The sequence below is a fragment of the Streptomyces sp. 135 genome, from assembly GCF_020026305.1.
Lineage (GTDB): Bacteria > Actinomycetota > Actinomycetes > Streptomycetales > Streptomycetaceae > Streptomyces.
Genome location: NZ_CP075691.1, coordinates 1482319 through 1499715, shown reverse-complemented (window position 1 = coordinate 1499715; position 17397 = coordinate 1482319). Strand labels below are relative to the sequence as shown.

Genomic DNA, 17397 nt, shown 5'->3' with positions numbered 1-17397 from the left:
TTTCCGGTTCTCCGGTTTCCCGGTTCCCACAGAGCGCGGCCGCCCTTTCGCGGGACCGCCTGAACGTGCCCCGTACCGTATATGGGTTACCTGTGGAATCGGCAGCGCCGGTAGGCTCTGATCTGCCGCATTCTCCCGTTCCGGGGGCTGCGGCCCCTCCCGCCGGACGACGAACGAAGGACGATCGTGCTCATTGCCGGGTTCCCCGCCGGGGCCTGGGGCACCAACTGCTACCTGGTCGCCCCCGCCGCAGGCGAGGAGTGCGTGATCATCGACCCCGGCCATCAGGCCAGCCAGGGAGTCGAGGACACCCTCAAGAAGCATCGGCTCAAGCCCGTCGCGGTCATCCTCACCCACGGCCACATCGACCACGTCGCCTCGGTCGTCCCGGTCTGCGGGGCGCACGACGTGCCCGCGTGGATTCACCCCCGCGACCGGTACATGATGAGCGACCCCGAGAAGGCGCTCGGCCGCTCCATCGGGATGCCGCTCATGGGCGAGCTGACCGTCGGGGAGCCGGACGACATGCGGGAGCTGTCCGACGGCGCCGAGCTGAAGCTGGCGGGCCTCGACTTCTCCGTCGCGCACGCGCCGGGCCATACGAAGGGGTCGGTGACCTTCCAGATGCCCGAGACGGCCGAGATCCCCTCGGTCTTCTTCTCGGGCGATCTGCTCTTCGCCGGCTCCATCGGACGCACCGACCTGCCCGGCGGCAGCCACGCCGAGATCCTCGAGTCGCTGGCCCGCGTGTGCCTGCCGCTCGACGACTCCACCGTGGTGCTGTCCGGCCACGGCCCCCAGACATCCATCGGCCAGGAGCGCGCCACCAACCCGTACTTGCGGCAGGTGGCATCCGGCCTGGGCGCGGACCCCACGTCCGCCCCGCGACGAGGAATGTGACGAGAAGAATCCCGTGAGCACCTTCAAGGCCCCCAAGGGCACGTACGACCTGCTTCCGCCGGACTCCGCGAAGTTCCTGGCGGTCCGCGACGCGATCGCCGGCCCGCTGCGCAACTCCGGCTACGGCTACATCGAGACGCCCGGTTTTGAAAACGTCGAGCTGTTCGCGCGCGGTGTCGGTGAGTCCACCGACATCGTCACCAAGGAGATGTACGCCTTCACCACCAAGGGCGGCGACGAGCTCGCGCTGCGCCCCGAGGGCACCGCGTCCGTGCTGCGCGCGGCGCTCGAGGGCAACCTCCACAAGGCGGGCAACCTCCCGGTCAAGCTCTGGTACTCGGGCTCCTACTACCGCTACGAGCGCCCCCAGAAGGGCCGCTACAGGCACTTCTCCCAGGTCGGCGCCGAGGCGATCGGCACCGAGGACCCGGCGCTCGACGCCGAGTTGATCATCCTGGCCGACCAGGCCTACCGCGCCCTGGGCCTGCGGAACTTCCGCATCCTGCTCAACTCGCTGGGCGACAAGGAGTGCCGTCCCGTCTACCGCGCCGCGCTCCAGGACTTCCTGCGCGGCCTGGACCTGGACGAGGAGACACGTCGACGTATCGACATCAACCCGCTCCGTGTCCTCGACGACAAGCGCGCCGAGGTCCAGAAGCAGCTGGTGGGCGCCCCCTCGCTGCGCGACTACCTGTGCGACGCGTGCAAGGCGTACCACGAGCAGGTCCGCGAGCTGATCACGGCGGCCGGTGTCGCCTTCGAGGACGACGAGAAGCTGGTCCGCGGTCTGGACTACTACACCCGCACCACCTTCGAGTTCGTCCACGACGGCCTCGGCTCGCAGTCCGCCGTCGGCGGCGGCGGGCGCTACGACGGCCTCTCCGAGATGATCGGCGGCCCCTCGCTGCCCTCGGTCGGCTGGGCGCTCGGCGTGGACCGCACGGTGCTCGCCCTGGAGGCGGAGGGCGTCGAGCTCGAACTGCCCTCGGCCACCAGCGTCTTCGCCGTCCCGCTCGGCGACGAGGCGCGCCGCGTGCTCTTCGCCAAGGTGACGGAGCTGCGCAAGGCCGGGGTCGCGGCGGACTTCTCGTACGGCGGGAAGGGGCTGAAGGGAGCCATGAAGAACGCGAACCGCAGCGGCGCGCGCTTCACCGTCGTCGCCGGTGAGCGTGACCTCGCCGAGGGCGTCGTCCAGCTCAAGGACATGGAGTCCGGGGAGCAGGAGGCGGTCGCGGTGGACGAGATCGTCGCCGTCCTGAAGGGCAGGCTCGCCTGAAACCGGGCTCCTCGCAGCTCCTCGTACCTGTGTGTCCAACGGCCGGTGGACACACAGGTACATGCGGCACAATGTGCGTGCCCACAGGCCCCCTCAAGCGACGGAACGGCGTGATGACCAAAACGATCTCGGCGCAGGCTCACGACTCGGACCACGGGGAGCGGGCGGACACCCCAGGTGCCTTCGGCGGAAGCCGTGCGTTCGCCCTGCTCCTGGTGATCACGGGCGCGGCCGGTCTGCTCGCCTCCTGGATCATCACCCTCGACAAGCTGGAACTCCTGAAGAACCCCGATTTCCAGCCCGGGTGCAGCATCAACCCCATCGTGTCCTGCGGCAGCATCATGAAGAGCGAGCAGGCGCAGGCCTTTGGCTTCCCCAACCCGATGCTCGGCCTGGTCACCTACGGCATCGTCATCGCCGTCGGCATGAGCCTGCTCGCCGGGGCGCGCTTCCCGCGCTGGTACTGGCTGACGTTCAACGCGGGCACCCTCTTCGGGGTCGGGTTCTGCACCTGGCTGATGATCCAGTCGCTCTACCACATCAACGCGCTCTGCCTCTGGTGCTGCCTGGCCTGGGTCGCCACCCTCCTGATGTTCTGGTACGTCACGTCCTTCAACATCCGCCACGGCTTCCTGCCCGCCCCGCGCTGGGCCAGGAGCTTCCTGGAGGACTTCACCTGGGCCCTGCCCGTGATGCACACCGGCGTCATCGCGATGCTGATCCTCACGCGCTGGGGCGCCGACCTCTGGGCCTGAACCGCGCCCGGAAGGATTGTCAGTGGGGTGACATAGGGTTCTGGACGTGGAGCCCGACCTGTTCACCGCCGCAGCCGAAGACCGCCAGGAGAAGGATCCGTCCAGCAGCCCCCTGGCCGTCCGGATGCGCCCCCGTACCCTCGACGAAGTCGTCGGCCAGCAGCATCTGCTGAAGCCGGGCTCGCCCCTGCGCCGCCTGGTGGGCGAGGCCGGTGGCGGGCCCGCGGGGCCCTCCTCCGTACTCCTCTGGGGCCCGCCCGGCATCGGCAAGACGACGCTGGCGTACGTCGTATCCAAGGCCACGAACAAGCGCTTCGTGGAGCTCTCGGCGATCACCGCGGGCGTCAAGGAAGTGCGCGCGGTCATCGACGGCGCCCGCCGGGCCATGGGCGGCCACGGCAAGGAGACCGTCCTCTTCCTCGACGAGATCCACCGCTTCAGCAAGGCCCAGCAGGACTCCCTCCTGCCCGCCGTCGAGAACCGCTGGGTGACGCTGATCGCGGCGACCACCGAGAACCCGTACTTCTCGATCATCTCCCCGCTCCTGTCCCGCTCCTTGCTGCTCACCCTCGAACCGCTCACGGACGACGACCTGCGCGACCTGCTGCACCGGGCCGTCACCGACGAGCGGGGTCTCGGCGGCGCGGTCGAGCTGCCCGAGGAGGCCGAGGAGCACCTGCTGCGGATCGCCGGCGGCGACGCCCGGCGCGCCCTCACCGCCCTGGAGGCGGGTGCGGGCTCGGCCCTCGCCAAGGGCGAGGGGACCATCACCCTCCAGACCCTGGAGGAGTCGGTCGACCGGGCCGCGGTGAAGTACGACCGCGACGGCGACCAGCACTACGACGTGGCGAGCGCCCTCATCAAGTCCATCCGCGGCTCCGACGTCGACGCGGCCCTGCACTATCTGGCCCGCATGATCGAGGCTGGCGAGGACCCCCGCTTCATCGCCCGGCGCCTGATGATCTCCGCCAGCGAGGACATCGGCCTCGCCGATCCGAACGCCCTGCCCACCGCGGTCGCCGCCGCCCAGGCCGTCGCCATGATCGGCTTCCCGGAGGCCGCGCTCACCCTCAGCCACGCCACGATCGCCCTCGCCCTGGCCCCCAAGTCGAACGCCGCGACGATCGCCATCCAGCAGGCCCAGGCCGACGTCCGCGGCGGCCTCGCCGGCCCCGTCCCGCCCCACCTGCGCGACGGCCACTACAAGGGCGCCGCCAAGCTGGGGCACGCGCAGGGGTACGTGTACCCGCACGACGTCCCCGGCGGCATCGCCGCCCAGCAGTACGCCCCGGACACCATCGAGGGCAAGCGCTACTACCAGCCCACGAGATACGGCGCCGAGGCGCGGTACGCCGACGTGGTCGAGCGGGTCCGCGCCCGCCTCAAGGGCGAGCAGCCCGAGTAGCGGCACCGCCCCGGCTGAGGCACCCCGCCGCACCCGGTACACTTGCCCGAAGTGCTGCGTCCCGTGTCCGGTCTCGTACCGGCACCACCAGAACGGGACATCCAGCCGGAACCCCACCGCCGCAAGGCACGGGGATCCAGGAGCGTCGCGCACCGTCGAAGGTGTCGCGGGCAGCCCACCACCACCCCGGAGCCCCGGGAATCGGTCGGTGGGCCACTCGCGTGCTGCACATAGTGCCCAGACCAGGGAGCGGCTGCCTTGAGAGCCCATGGCTCACGAGGTTTCCCAGGCTGCGGATGCGACCTCCCCTAACCACTGGTGAAGCCGAATTCACATTGAACAGAGAGGTTGGTTCATGCCGAACCAGTCCCGCCCCAAGGTCAAGAAGTCGCGTGCTCTTGGCATCGCGCTGACCCCGAAGGCCGTCAAGTACTTCGAGGCCCGCCCCTACCCGCCGGGCGAGCACGGCCGTGGGCGCAAGCAGAACTCGGACTACAAGGTCCGTCTGCTCGAGAAGCAGCGTCTGCGCGCGCAGTACGACGTGTCCGAGCGCCAGCTCGTCCGCGCCTACGAGCGTGCCGCCAAGACGCAGGGCAAGACCGGTGAGGCCCTGGTCATCGAGCTGGAGCGTCGTCTCGACGCCCTGGTTCTGCGTTCGGGCATCGCCCGCACGATCTACCAGGCCCGCCAGATGGTCGTGCACGGCCACATCGAGGTCAACGGCCAGAAGGTCGACAAGCCGTCCTTCCGCGTCAAGCCGGACGACGTCGTCATGGTCCGCGAGCGCAGCCGCGAGAAGCCGCTGTTCCAGGTCGCGCGCGAGGGTGGCTTCGCCCCCGACGGCGAGACCCCGCGCTACCTCCAGGTGAACCTGAAGGCCCTGGCCTTCCGCCTGGACCGCGACCCGAACCGCAAGGAGATCCCCGTGATCTGCGACGAGCAGCTCGTCGTCGAGTACTACGCCCGCTGACCCGGACGTAGCTCACCCTGCTTCAGCCCGTCGCCTCCCCGCCCTTCCCGGCGGGGCAGGCGGCGGGTTCGCTCGTTCCCGGGGCCCCTCCGCAGCGCCCGCGCGACCGCCGCGTCCAGCCCGAGCGCCGCCCCCGCCCGCAGGCACTCCTCGTACCGCTCGTCGCCGAGCGCCGCGCGGGCCCGCTGCTCGCACAGCGCGTGCGGCCCGCCGAAGTACCCCGAGCCGAACAGCGGCAGCCCCACCGAGGGCCAGATGCGGGACGCGGCCCCCTGGAGCACCGCCGCCTCCGCCGGATCGCCCTCCGCGGCCGTGAACAGCGCGAGCAGCTCCAGGGACAGGACCGTGCCCAGCAGATCGTGGAAGCGGTGGTCGAGATCGAGCGACTCGGCGAGCAGTGCCCGCGCCTCCTGCGTCTCGCCGTGGGTCCACGCCGCGAAGCCGAGGACGTACAGCGCGTACGCGAGCGCCCAGCGCTCACCGTGGTCCTCGCAGACCCGGCGGACGTCCTCGCACAGCTCCACCGCCCCTGCGAGGTCGCCGCGGAAGGCGAGGGCCATCGCCAGTTCGACCCGGCCCATCAGGACATTGCTGTTGAGCTCACCGATCTCCTGGTAGCGCTCCAGCGCCGAGCGCAGCAGCCTCTCCGCACGCGGAAGGTCGTCCGTGACCAGCGCCAGACAGCCGATGCGGTGCTCGGCGTAGGCCGCCGCGACCGCACTGCCCGAGCGCTCGGCGCCCTCGCTGCACTCGTGCAGCGCGGCCAGGGCGGAGACCGTGTCGCCCTGGAGCACCGACACGTAGCCGAGCACCCACAGTGCCTTGAGCCGCGCGTGCTCGTGGCCGCCCTCGAGCTCCAGCGCCCTGTCGAGCCAGTGCCTGCCCTCCGCGAGCCGCCCGCACCCCACCCAGTAGAACCACAGGGTGCCCGCGAGGTACTGCCCGAGATGGGCCTCGCCCCCCTCGGTGAGGCAGAACTCCAACGCCGCGCGCACATTGGGCAGTTCGGTGTCGACCAGAGCCGCGACCTCCGCCTGGCGCGGCGAGAACCAGTCCACCTCGCACCACGTGGCGAGCCCCATGTACCAGTCGCGGTGCCTGCGCCGCAGCCGCGTGGCCTCGCCCGCGGCCTCCAGCCACTGGGCGCCGTACGCCCTCACCGTGTCGAGCATGCGGTAGCGCACGCCCGCGGGCCCCTCCTCGCGGTTCACGACGCACTGCGCGAGCAGTTCGTCCAGCACGTCGATGATCTCGTCGGCGTGCAGCCCCTCCCCGGCACAGATGTACTCGACCGCCTCCAGATCGAACTGCCCGGCGAACACCGACAGCCGCGACCACAGCAGCCGCTCCCGGGGCGCGCACAGCTCATGGCTCCAGCCGATGGCCGTACGCAGGGTCTGGTGGCGGGGCGGCACGTCGCGGCGTACGCCCGTCAGCAGCCGGAAGCGGTCGTCGAGCCGGGAGACCAGCTGCGCGGGGGAGAGGACCCGCAGCCGGCCCGCCGCAAGCTCGACGGCGAGCGGGATGCCGTCCAGGCGCCGGCACAGTTCGAGGACGTCCTCGCGGCTGCCGTCGTCCAGGGTGAAGCGGGGCACGCACGCCGCCGCCCGGTCCGCGAAGAGTTCGGCAGCTTCCTCCGGGGGCAGCGGCGCCAGCGGCAGGAGCCGCTCGCCCTCGGTCTCCAGCGGCCTGCGCCCCGCCGCGAGCACCCGGAGCCCGGGGGAGTGCACCAGCAGCTCGCGCACCAGCGAGGCGCACGCGTCCACGAGGTGCTCGAACCCGTCGACGACCAGGAGGAGTTCCCGCTCCGCGAGGTGCTCGCGCAGCACCTGGCGCGGCGGCCTGCTCGTGTGGTCGGTCAGCCCCAGGGCCTCGGCGACGGCGTACTCCACCAGGTCCGCGTCCCGCAGCGGCGCCAGGTCCACCAGCCAGACGCCGTCGCGCGGCCTGCGCCGGCCCGCGGCCCGCACGGCCAGCCGCGACTTCCCCACTCCGCCGACCCCGGTGATCGTGACGAGCCGGCCGGTCTCCAAGGCCGCGGCCAGCTCGGCGAGTTCGCCGGTGCGCCCGACGAAGGCGTTCAGTTCCAGGGGGAGGCTGCCGGGTTGAGAGGGTCGCATGGGGTACGGAGCGTACTCATGCGCATGCGGTCCGTACAATCACGTGGGGCAACTCCTGTGACGGCGAGCGGGAATGCGGTACGGACCGAGCGCCCCGGCGCGATAGGCTCGGGGGACGACTTTTCGATGTTCACGTTTCGATGTTCAGGGACGATGTCCCAGGGAGCGGTGCCAAGTGTCCGGTGGAGAGGTTGCCGGGATCCTGGTGGCCGTCTTCTGGGCGATCCTGGTCTCCTTCCTCGCGGTGGCACTGGCGAGGCTGGCCCAGACGCTCAGGGCGACCACCAAGCTCGTCGCGGACGTGACCGAGCAGGCGGTCCCCCTCCTGGCAGACGCCTCCTCGGCGGTGCGCTCCGCGCAGACGCAGATCGACCGCGTCGACGCCATCGCCTCCGACGTCCAAGAGGTCACGTCGAACGCGTCGGCGCTCTCCAGCACGGTCGCCTCCACCTTCGGCGGCCCGCTCGTCAAGGTGGCCGCGTTCGGCTACGGCGTGCGGCGGGCCATCAGCCGCAAGACCGGCCCCGAGGCGAAGGACATGCCCGCCAAACCGTCCCGGCGTACGGTGATCGTGGGCCGCACCGTCCCCTCCGCACGGCAGCGGAAGCGGGACAACCGGAATAAGAGGGACTGACGCAGCGATGTTCCGCCGTACGTTCTGGTTCACCGCGGGCGCAGCCGCCGGCGTATGGGCCACCACCAAGGTCAACCGCAAGCTCAAGAAGCTGACGCCAGAGAGCCTTGCCGCGCAGGCGGCGAACAAGGCGATCGAGGCGGGCCACAAGCTGAAGGACTTCGCACTCGACGTCCGCGACGGCATGGTCGAGCGCGAGGCCGAACTGGGCGAGGCCCTCGGCCTGAACGATCACCCCGACGCCGCACTCCCCGCCGGGCGCCGCTTCGCGGTCATCGAGAACACCACACACGACAGCGACAACAAGAAGACGAAGTACCTCGGCGACACGAGGCACTCGTACAACCGGAATGAGGACCACTGATGGAGTCGGCTGAAATCCGCCGCCGCTGGCTGAGCTTCTTCGAGGAGCGCGGGCACACCGTCGTCCCTTCGGCGTCGCTCATCGCCGACGACCCGACTCTGCTCCTGGTCCCCGCGGGCATGGTGCCCTTCAAGCCCTACTTCCTCGGTGAGGTCAAGCCGCCCGCGCCGCGCGTGACCAGCGTGCAGAAGTGCGTGCGTACGCCCGACATCGAAGAGGTCGGCAAGACCACGCGGCACGGCACGTTCTTCCAGATGTGCGGCAACTTCTCGTTCGGCGACTACTTCAAGGAAGGCGCCATCGAGCTGGCCTGGGAGCTGCTCACCGGCTCCGTGGCCGACGGCGGCTTCGGCCTCGACCCCGAGCGCCTGTGGATCACGGTCTACCTCGACGACGACGAGGCCGAGCGGATCTGGCGCGAGAAGATCGGCGTCCCCGCCGAGCGGATCCAGCGCCTGGGCAAGAAGGACAACTTCTGGTCCATGGGCGTCCCCGGCCCCTGCGGCCCCTGCTCCGAGATCAACTACGACCGCGGCCCCGAGTTCGGCGTCGAGGGCGGCCCGGCCGTCAACGACGAGCGGTACGTGGAGATCTGGAACCTCGTCTTCATGCAGTACGAGCGCGGCCAGGGCACCTCGAAGGAGGACTTCGAGATCCTGGGCGAGCTGCCCACCAAGAACATCGACACCGGTCTCGGCCTCGAACGTCTCGCCATGATCCTGCAGGACGTGCGGAACATGTACGAGACCGACACCCTGCGCGTCGTCATGGACAAGGCCACCGAGCTGACCGGCGTGCGCTACGGCGCCGACCACGGCTCGGACGTCTCCCTGCGCGTGGTCGCCGACCACATCCGTACGTCCGCCATGCTCATCGGCGACGGCGTCACGCCCGGCAACGAAGGCCGCGGCTACGTCCTGCGCCGCATCATGCGCCGCGCCATCCGCAACATGCGCCTGCTCGGCGCCACCGGCCCGGTCATCCAGGAACTCATCGACGTCGTGATCGACACGATGGGCCTCCAGTACCCCGAGCTGATCACCGACCGCAAGCGCGTCGAGACCGTCGCCCTCGCCGAAGAGGCCGCCTTCCTCAAGGCCCTCAAGGGCGGCACGAACATCCTCGACACCGCCGTCACCGAGACCAAGGCCGCGGGCGGCAAGGTCCTCTCCGGTGACAAGGCGTTCCTGCTGCACGACACGTGGGGCTTCCCCATCGACCTCACCCTGGAGATGGCCGCCGAGCAGGGCCTTTCCGTGGACGAGGACGGCTTCCGCCGGCTGATGAAGGAGCAGCGCGAGCGCGCCAAGGCCGACGCCCAGGCCAAGAAGACGGGCCACGCCGACCTGCTCGCCTACCGTGAGATCGCCGACGCCGCGGGCGCCACCGACTTCACGGGCTACTCCCTCACCGAGAACGAGGCCGTGATCGTCGGCCTGCTGGTCAACGGCGTCTCCTCGCCCGCCGCCACCGAGGGCGACGACGTCGAGATCGTCCTCGACCGCACCCCGTTCTACGCCGAGGGCGGCGGCCAGATCGGCGACACCGGCCGCATCCGCCTGGACAGCGGGGCCATCGTCGAGGTCCGTGACGTGCAGAAGCCGGTCCCCGGCGTGCACGTCCACAAGGGTGTCGTCCAGGTCGGCGAGATCACCGTCGGCGCCCCGGTGTGGGCCTCGATCGACTCGCACCGCCGCCGCGCCATCGCCCGCGCCCACTCCGCCACGCACCTCACGCACCAGGCGCTGCGCGACGCGCTCGGCCCCACGGCCGCCCAGGCCGGTTCGGAGAACCAGCCCGGCCGCTTCCGCTTCGACTTCGGTTCGCCGTCCGCCGTGCCCACGGCCGTGATGACGGACGTCGAGCAGAAGATCAACGAGGTCCTCGCCCACGAGCTGGACGTCCAGGCCGAGGTCATGTCCATCGACGAGGCGAAGAAGCAGGGCGCGATCGCCGAGTTCGGCGAGAAGTACGGCGAGCGCGTGCGCGTCGTCACCATCGGCGACTTCTCCAAGGAACTGTGCGGCGGTACGCATGTGCGCAACACCGCCCAGCTCGGCCTGGTCAAGCTGCTCGGCGAGTCCTCCATCGGCTCCGGCGTGCGCCGCATCGAGGCCCTGGTCGGCGTCGACGCGTACAACTTCCTCGCCAAGGAGCACACCGTCGTCGCCCAGCTCCAGGAGCTGGTCAAGGGCCGCTCCGAGGAGCTGCCCGAGAAGATCTCCGGCATGCTCGCCAAGCTGAAGGACGCCGAGAAGGAGATCGAGAAGTTCCGCGCGGAGAAGGTCCTCGCGGCCGCCGCCGGTCTCGTCGACTCCGCCAAGGACGTACGCGGCGTCGCCCTCGTCACCGGCCAGGTGCCGGACGGCACGGGCGCCGACGACCTGCGCAGGCTCGTCCTCGACGTGCGCGGCCGCATCCCCGGCGACCGCCCCGCCGTGGTCGCGCTCTTCACGACGGCCAACGGCAAGCCGCTCACGGTCACCGCCACCAACGAAGCCGCCCGTGAGCGCGGCCTCAAGGCCGGCGACCTGGTCCGTACGGCCGCCAAGACCCTCGGCGGCGGTGGCGGCGGCAAGCCGGACGTCGCCCAGGGCGGCGGCCAGAACCCGGCCGCGATCGGCGACGCCATCGCCGCCGTCGAGCGCCTCGTCACCGAGACGGCCTGATGACCGGGCCCGCCCAGCCGGCCCCGGGCATGCGCAGGGGCCGGCGGCTGGCCATCGACGTCGGTGACGCCCGGATCGGGGTCGCCTCGTGCGACCCCGACGGGATCCTCGCCACGCCGGTGGAGACGGTGCCGGGGCGTGATGTCCCGGCGGCCCAGCGCCGTTTGAAGCAGCTCGTCGACGAGTACGAGCCGATCGAGATCGTCGTCGGCCTCCCTCGCTCCCTCAACGGGCGCGAGGGCCCGGCGGCCGCGAAGATCCGCGTGTTCACGCAGCAGCTCGCCCGCGTGGTCGCCCCCATCCCGGTGAGGCTCGTGGACGAGAGGATGACCACAGTGACGGCCAGTCAGGGCCTGCGCGCCTCGGGCGTGAAGTCCAAAAAGGGCCGGTCCGTCATCGATCAGGCAGCGGCCGTGATCATCCTTCAGCAGGCCCTGGAGTCCGAACGGGCGTCAGGGAAGGCACCCGGCGAGGGCGTCGAAGTGGTCATCTGATCGCGATACGGTAACGTTCCGCGCGATGCGGCGGCGTTCGAACAGCTGCCGCACAGCATCAAGAGGCGGAACGGTTGCCCGGCCATCCCAACGGCGGCCCCGCCTCGCGGCATGTAGGGGATCGATGACTGAGTATGGCCGGGGCCCAGGCTCCGAACCGTGGCATCCGGAGGACCCGTTGTACGGGGACAGCGGATGGGGAGGACAGCAGCCCGCGGGCGGCCAGTCCCCCTACGGCGGCCAGGGGCAGTACCACCAGCCGCATCAGCATCAGCAGCCACAGCAGTCGCAGTACGGCGGCGACTGGAGCACCGGGCAGCAGCAGGCCGCCGCGTACGGCGCGCAGGGCCACGAGGGGGGGCAGCAGCAGTACGAGGGCGGCCCCGCTCAGGCGTACAACGGCTCCGACCAGGGCTACAACGGTGACTCCGACCACCACGGCCACAACGGCGGGCCCGACCAGGGGCACAACGGCGGGTCGGATCAGTACAACGGCGGCGGCTCCGACCAGGGCCAGGGTCACCAGGGTTATGACGGTGGCTACGGCGGGGGAGCGGACCCGCACCACAACGGCGGGCAGGACGCGCCCAGCGGCGGGTGGGACACCGGGCAGCAGGGCCAGGCCCCCTACACCGATCCGATGGACCCCTACGCCGGCCAGCAGGCCGGTTACGGCCAAGAGGGCCCCGACTACTACGCAACGCCCGACGCCTACGCGCCGCCGGAGCCGCCCACCCGCCGCCGGCCCGACCCGGAGCCCGAGGCGGCGCCCGACGCCGAGACGGACTGGGACCCGGGGCCGGACCGAGGCGAGCACGCCTTCTTCGCGGGCGGCGACGAGGACGACGACGATGAGCCCGGCCGCCGAGGTGGCCGCGGGGACCGGCGCGGGGGCCGGGGCGGCAAGAAATCGCAGAAGCGGCGCAGCGGCTGTGCCTGCCTGGTCGTGACGCTCGTCTTCGCGGGCGGCCTCGGCGGGGTCGGCTACTTCGGCTACCAGTTCTACCAGGACCGTTTCGGCACGGCGCCGGACTACGCGGGCGAGGGCTCGGGCACGGTCACCGTCGACGTCCCCAAGCACTCCCTCGGTTATGCCATCGGTCAGAAACTGAAGGACGCCGGTGTCGTGAAGAGCGTCGACGCCTTCGTCTCCGCCCAGGGCAAGCATCCGCAGGGCCAGTCCATTCAGGCGGGCGTCTACGTCCTCAAGAAGCACATGTCGGCGGCGAGCGCCGTCGAATTGATGCTCGACCCCAAGAGCCGCGCCAACCTCATCATTCCCGAGGGCAAGCGGAACGCATGGGTCTACAAAATGATCGACGCCCGTCTCAAAGTGTCCTCTGGTACGACGGAAAAGGTCGCCAAGAAGGAATGGAAGACCCTCGGTCTTCCGAAGTGGGCCAATACCAACGGGGACATCAAGGACCCGCTGGAAGGATTCCTCTTCCCCGCCAGCTATCCGGTCGCCCCGGGGCAGAAGCCCGATGACGTCCTGCGCAAGATGGTCGCCCAGGCCAATGAGAAGTACGAGGAACTCGGCCTCGCGTCGAAGGCCGCCGAGCTGGATCTGAAGGACCCGCTGGAAGTCCTCACGGTGGCGAGCCTGGTCCAGGCGGAGGGCAAGCACAAGCACGACTTCGACAAGGTCGCGACGGTCGTCTACAACCGCCTGAAGCCCAACAACACCGAGACGTACGGCCTGTTGGACTTCGACTCCACGGTGAACTACCTCAGGGGCGAGTCCAAGCTCGCCATCGGTTCGGTCGACGAGCTGCGCAAGATCAAGGACCCGTACAACACCTACAAGGTCAAGGGCCTGCCGCCCGGGCCGATCAGCAACCCCGGCGAGGTCGCGCTGAATTCGGCGCTGCACCCGGCCGAGGGGAACTGGTACTACTTCGTCTCGATCAGCGAGGACAAGACGCTTTTCGCCGAGACCAACGAAGAGCAGAACCGAAACCGCGAGAAATACCTGAAGGGGCAATGAGCGCGCCACAGCGTCGAGCCGCCGTCCTCGGCTCCCCGATCGCCCACTCCCTCTCTCCGGTGCTGCACCGCGCCGCTTATGAGGCACTCGGGCTGACCGACTGGACGTATGATCGTTTCGAGATCGACGAGGCGGCCCTGCCCGGATTCGTCGGGGAACTCGGCCCGGAATGGGCGGGGCTTTCCCTGACGATGCCGTTGAAGCGGGCGATCATTCCGTTGCTCGACGAGGTCAGCGGGACCGCCGCCTCCGTGGAGGCCGTGAACACCGTCGTGTTCGGCGAGGACGGCCGGAAGGTCGGTGACAACACCGATATCCCCGGCATGGTCGCCGCGCTGCGCGAACGCGGCATCGAGCAGGTCGACTCCGCCGCGATCCTCGGCGCCGGCGCCACCGCGTCGTCCGCGCTCGCCGCCCTCGCGCGGATCTGCACCGGCGAGGTCGTCGCGTACGTACGCAGTGACGCCCGCGCGGCCGAGATGCGGCAGTGGGGCGAGCGGCTCGACGTGGAGGTCAGGACCGAGGACTGGGAGGACGCCCGCGAGGCGCTGAGCGCGCCGCTGGTGATCGCCACGACCCCGGCGGGCGCCACGGACGCGCTGTCGGGCCTGGTGCCCGAGCGTCCGGCGACCCTCTTCGACGTGCTGTACGACCCGTGGCCCACCGAGCTGGCGGCCCGCTGGTCGGCGTACGGCGGGGCGGTCGTCAGCGGGCTCGACCTGCTCGTGCACCAGGCCGTGCTCCAGGTCGAGCAGATGACCGGCCGCGGCCCCGCGCCGCTGGACGCGATGCGCAAGGCGGGGGAGCACGCGCTCGCCGAGCGATAGCCCCGGGGACCCCGGGACGCGTCGACGCCGTGTCCGGAGGATGGGCGCGGCGTCCGCCTGGTGGACCGGAGGCCGGGGGCGCCCCGGGGACGTGGGAGGATCGGGGGCGGCGGGCCAGGGCCGCGCACCCGGCCGCGCCGTCGAAGACCGCAGTTCCAGGCGCGAGCATGAGGAGCACCGTTGAGCAGGTTGCGCTGGCTGACCGCTGGGGAGTCCCACGGACCCGCACTTGTCGCCACGCTGGAGGGACTTCCCGCCGGCGTGCCGATCACCACGGAGATGGTGGCGGACCACCTGGCCCGGCGGCGGCTCGGCTATGGACGCGGCGCGCGCATGAAGTTCGAGCGCGACGAGGTCACCTTCCTCGGTGGCGTACGGCACGGCCTGACCATGGGCTCGCCGGTGGCGATCATGGTCGGCAACACCGAGTGGCCCAAGTGGGAGCAGGTCATGTCGGCCGACCCGGTCGACCCCGCCGAACTCGCCGAGCTGGCCCGCAACGCCCCGCTGACCCGCCCCCGCCCCGGCCACGCCGACCTCGCGGGCATGCAGAAGTACGGCTTCGACGAGGCCCGGCCGATCCTGGAGCGCGCCTCCGCCCGTGAGACCGCGGCCCGCGTCGCGCTCGGCGCGGTCGCCCGCTCGTACCTCAAGGAGACGGCCGGGATCGAGATCGTCAGCCATGTGACGGAGCTGGCGGCCGCCAAGGCCCCCTACGGCGTCTACCCGACCCCCGCCGATGTCGAGAAGCTCGACGCCGACCCCGTGCGCTGCCTGGACGCCGACGCGTCGGAGGCGATGGTCGCCGAGATCGACCAGGCCCACAAGGACGGCGACACGCTGGGCGGCGTGGTCGAGGTCCTCGCCTACGGCGTGCCCGTCGGGCTCGGCTCGCACGTGCACTGGGACCGGCGGCTCGACGCCCGTCTCGCCGCCGCGCTCATGGGCATCCAGGCCATCAAGGGCGTCGAGGTCGGCGACGGCTTCGACCTCGCGCGCGTGCCGGGCTCCAAGGCGCACGACGAGATCGTCACCACCGAGGACGGCATCAGGCGCACCTCCGGCCGCTCCGGCGGCACCGAGGGCGGCCTGACCACCGGTGAACTGCTGCGCGTACGCGCCGCGATGAAGCCCATCGCGACCGTGCCGCGCGCGCTCGCCACCATCGACGTGGCCACCGGTGAGGCCGCCAAGGCGCACCACCAGCGCTCCGACGTGTGCGCCGTCCCGGCCGCCGGCATCGTCGCCGAGGCCATGGTCGCCCTCGTCCTCGCCGACGCCGTCGCCGAGAAGTTCGGCGGCGACAGCGTGCCCGAGACGCGGCGCAACGTCCGCTCCTACCTCGACAACCTCCAGATCCGGTGAGCGGCCCGCAGATCGTTCTCGTCGGCCCCATGGGCGTGGGCAAGACGACGGTCGGCGAGCTGCTCGCCGACCGGCTCGGCACCGCCTTCCGGGACACCGACGCCGACATCGTCGCCGCCCAGGGCCGCGAGATCTCGGACATCTTCGTCGACGAGGGCGAACCGTACTTCCGCGAGCTGGAGCGGGAGGCGGTACGCGCCGCCGTCCAGGAGCACACAGGCGTCCTCGCGCTCGGCGGCGGCGCGATCCTCGACGAGTCGACGCGCGCGCTGCTCGCCCCGCACCCCGTCGTCTACCTCTCGATGGACGTCGAGGAGGCCGTCAAGCGCACCGGACTCAACCAGGCGCGCCCCCTGCTCGCCGTCAACCCGCGCAAGCAGTGGCGCGAGCTGATGGACGCCCGCCGCCAGCTGTACGCCGAAGTCGCCCGCGCGGTCGTCGCCACCGACGACCGCACCCCCGAAGAGGTCGCCCAGGCGGTCCTCGACGCACTGGAGTTGAAGGAAGCATGACGACGGAGCAGAGCCCCACCCGTATCCACGTCGGCGGCACCGCCGGTACGGATCCGTACGAGGTCCTGGTCGGTCGGCAGCTCCTCGGCGAGCTGCCCGGCCTCATCGGCGACCAGGTCAAGCGCGTCGCGATCATCCACCCCGAGGCGCTCGCCGAGACCGGTGACGCGCTCCGCGAGGACCTCGCAGGCCAGGGGTACGAGGTCGTCGCCATCCAGGTGCCGAACGCCGAGGAGGCCAAGACGGCGGAGGTCGCCGCGTACTGCTGGAAGGCGCTCGGCCAGTCCGGGTTCACGCGCAGCGACATCATCGTCGGCGTCGGCGGCGGGGCCACCACTGACCTCGCCGGGTTCGTCGCCGCGACCTGGCTGCGCGGCGTGCGCTGGATCGCCGTCCCGACCACGGTGCTCGGCATGGTGGACGCGGCGGTCGGCGGCAAGACCGGCATCAACACCGCCGAGGGCAAGAACCTCGTGGGGTCCTTCCACCCGCCGGCCGGGGTCCTGTGCGACCTCGCGGCGCTCGACTCGCTCCCGGTGAACGACTACGTCTCCGGGCTCGCGGAGATCATCAAGGCCGGTTTCATCGCCGACCCGGTCATCCTGGAGCTCATCGAGGCGGACCCGCAGGCCGCCCGCACGCCCGCGGGGCCGCACACCGCCGAGCTGATCGAACGCTCCATCAAGGTCAAGGCCGAGGTCGTCTCCGGCGACCTCAAGGAGTCGGGCCTGCGCGAGATCCTCAACTACGGGCACACCCTCGCGCACGCCATCGAGAAGAACGAGCGCTACAAGTGGCGGCACGGCGCCGCCGTCTCCGTCGGCATGCTCTTCGCCGCCGAACTCGGCCGTCTGGCCGGGCGCCTGGACGACGTGACGGCCGACCGGCATCGCACCGTCCTTGAGTCCGTCGGGCTGCCGCTGACCTACCGCTACGACCAGTGGCCCAAGCTCCTGGAGACCATGAAGGTCGACAAGAAGTCCCGCGGTGACCTGCTGCGCTTCATCGTCCTTGACGGCCTCGGCAAGCCGACCGTCCTGGAGGGCCCCGACCCGGCGGTGCTGCTCGCCGCGTACGGCGAAGTGGGTCAGTAACTCCCCTTGCGAGGCCGGTGTTCCG

Annotated in this window: 15 protein-coding genes; 14 read left to right on the top strand and 1 reads right to left on the bottom strand. The window is 70.8% G+C overall.

The features are described from left to right. The first annotated feature begins 186 nt into the window (after positions 1-186). The 5 genes from KKZ08_RS06635 to rpsD all read left to right on the top strand — a co-directional run bounded on the left by KKZ08_RS06635 (position 187) and on the right by rpsD (position 5306). A complete protein-coding gene (locus tag KKZ08_RS06635; RefSeq protein WP_223773549.1) occupies positions 187-900 on the top strand; it encodes an MBL fold metallo-hydrolase in 714 nt (237 codons plus the stop codon). Between the two features lie 13 nt (positions 901-913). Continuing rightward, positions 914-2176 (top strand): histidine--tRNA ligase, encoded by a 1263-nt coding sequence (gene hisS / locus KKZ08_RS06630; protein WP_223773548.1) that lies wholly within the window; start codon positions 914-916, stop codon positions 2174-2176. Positions 2177-2289: 113 nt separating this feature from the next. Continuing rightward, complete coding sequence (locus KKZ08_RS06625; RefSeq protein ID WP_223773547.1) at positions 2290-2931, top strand: vitamin K epoxide reductase family protein; 642 nt, start codon at positions 2290-2292, stop codon at positions 2929-2931. 46 nt (positions 2932-2977) lie between these two features. After that, a complete protein-coding gene (locus KKZ08_RS06620; protein WP_223773546.1) occupies positions 2978-4336 on the top strand; it encodes a replication-associated recombination protein A in 1359 nt (452 codons plus the stop codon). Between the two features lie 355 nt (positions 4337-4691). After that, complete coding sequence (gene rpsD, locus KKZ08_RS06615; RefSeq protein WP_055698916.1) at positions 4692-5306, top strand: 30S ribosomal protein S4; 615 nt, start codon at positions 4692-4694, stop codon at positions 5304-5306. Here the strand turns inward: rpsD and KKZ08_RS06610 are convergent. Then, positions 5294-7426: an AAA family ATPase gene (locus KKZ08_RS06610; protein WP_223773545.1), complete on the bottom strand. Its 2133-nt coding sequence runs from the start codon at positions 7424-7426 to the stop codon at positions 5294-5296. The genes rpsD and KKZ08_RS06610 overlap by 13 nt on opposite strands. 175 nt (positions 7427-7601) lie before the next feature. Between KKZ08_RS06610 and KKZ08_RS06605 the strand changes: the two genes are divergently transcribed. The 9 genes from KKZ08_RS06605 (at position 7602) to aroB (ending at position 17372) form a co-directional block, all read left to right on the top strand. Further along, positions 7602-8060, top strand: a complete 459-nt coding sequence (locus tag KKZ08_RS06605; protein WP_223773544.1) for a DUF948 domain-containing protein — start codon at positions 7602-7604, stop codon at positions 8058-8060. A 7-nt stretch (positions 8061-8067) separates the two neighbouring features. Then, on the top strand, positions 8068-8424 hold the full coding sequence (locus KKZ08_RS06600; protein WP_223773543.1) for a DUF6167 family protein: 357 nt from the start codon (positions 8068-8070) through the stop codon (positions 8422-8424). Next, the gene (alaS, locus tag KKZ08_RS06595; RefSeq protein ID WP_223773542.1) at positions 8424-11093 is read left to right on the top strand and encodes an alanine--tRNA ligase; all 2670 of its coding nucleotides are present in this window, start codon (positions 8424-8426) and stop codon (positions 11091-11093) included. The genes KKZ08_RS06600 and alaS overlap by 1 nt, the downstream gene beginning before the upstream one ends. Continuing rightward, positions 11093-11587, top strand: a complete 495-nt coding sequence (gene ruvX, locus KKZ08_RS06590) for a Holliday junction resolvase RuvX (protein WP_223773541.1) — start codon at positions 11093-11095, stop codon at positions 11585-11587. Before alaS ends, ruvX begins: the two co-directional genes overlap by 1 nt. A 124-nt stretch (positions 11588-11711) precedes the next feature. Beyond that, entirely contained in the window at positions 11712-13574 is a 1863-nt protein-coding gene (gene mltG, locus KKZ08_RS06585; protein ID WP_223773540.1) for an endolytic transglycosylase MltG, read from the top strand. Next, positions 13571-14401, top strand: coding sequence for a shikimate dehydrogenase (locus KKZ08_RS06580; protein WP_223773539.1), 831 nt, complete (start codon positions 13571-13573; stop codon positions 14399-14401). Before mltG ends, KKZ08_RS06580 begins: the two co-directional genes overlap by 4 nt. Before the next feature lie 180 nt (positions 14402-14581). Then, on the top strand, positions 14582-15766 hold the full coding sequence (gene aroC, locus KKZ08_RS06575) for a chorismate synthase (RefSeq protein WP_223773538.1): 1185 nt from the start codon (positions 14582-14584) through the stop codon (positions 15764-15766). Further along, on the top strand, positions 15763-16278 hold the full coding sequence (locus KKZ08_RS06570) for a shikimate kinase (RefSeq protein ID WP_223773537.1): 516 nt from the start codon (positions 15763-15765) through the stop codon (positions 16276-16278). Before aroC ends, KKZ08_RS06570 begins: the two co-directional genes overlap by 4 nt. Next, positions 16275-17372 carry a 3-dehydroquinate synthase gene (gene aroB / locus KKZ08_RS06565; RefSeq protein ID WP_223773536.1) on the top strand — a complete coding sequence of 366 codons (1098 nt, stop codon included), beginning with the start codon at positions 16275-16277 and terminating at the stop codon, positions 17370-17372. Before KKZ08_RS06570 ends, aroB begins: the two co-directional genes overlap by 4 nt. The last annotated feature ends 25 nt before the right edge of the window (positions 17373-17397 follow it).

Coding starts and splice junctions, on each gene's coding strand:
- alaS (WP_223773542.1), top strand. CDS start 8,424: ATGGAGTCGGCTGAAATCCGCCGCCGCTGGCTGAGCTTCTTCGAGGAG.
- KKZ08_RS06580 (WP_223773539.1), top strand. CDS start 13,571: ATGAGCGCGCCACAGCGTCGAGCCGCCGTCCTCGGCTCCCCGATCGCC.
- mltG (WP_223773540.1), top strand. CDS start 11,712: ATGACTGAGTATGGCCGGGGCCCAGGCTCCGAACCGTGGCATCCGGAG.
- rpsD (WP_055698916.1), top strand. CDS start 4,692: ATGCCGAACCAGTCCCGCCCCAAGGTCAAGAAGTCGCGTGCTCTTGGC.
- KKZ08_RS06610 (WP_223773545.1), bottom strand. CDS start 7,426: ATGCGACCCTCTCAACCCGGCAGCCTCCCCCTGGAACTGAACGCCTTC.
- KKZ08_RS06600 (WP_223773543.1), top strand. CDS start 8,068: ATGTTCCGCCGTACGTTCTGGTTCACCGCGGGCGCAGCCGCCGGCGTA.
- ruvX (WP_223773541.1), top strand. CDS start 11,093: ATGACCGGGCCCGCCCAGCCGGCCCCGGGCATGCGCAGGGGCCGGCGG.
- KKZ08_RS06625 (WP_223773547.1), top strand. CDS start 2,290: ATGACCAAAACGATCTCGGCGCAGGCTCACGACTCGGACCACGGGGAG.
- aroB (WP_223773536.1), top strand. CDS start 16,275: ATGACGACGGAGCAGAGCCCCACCCGTATCCACGTCGGCGGCACCGCC.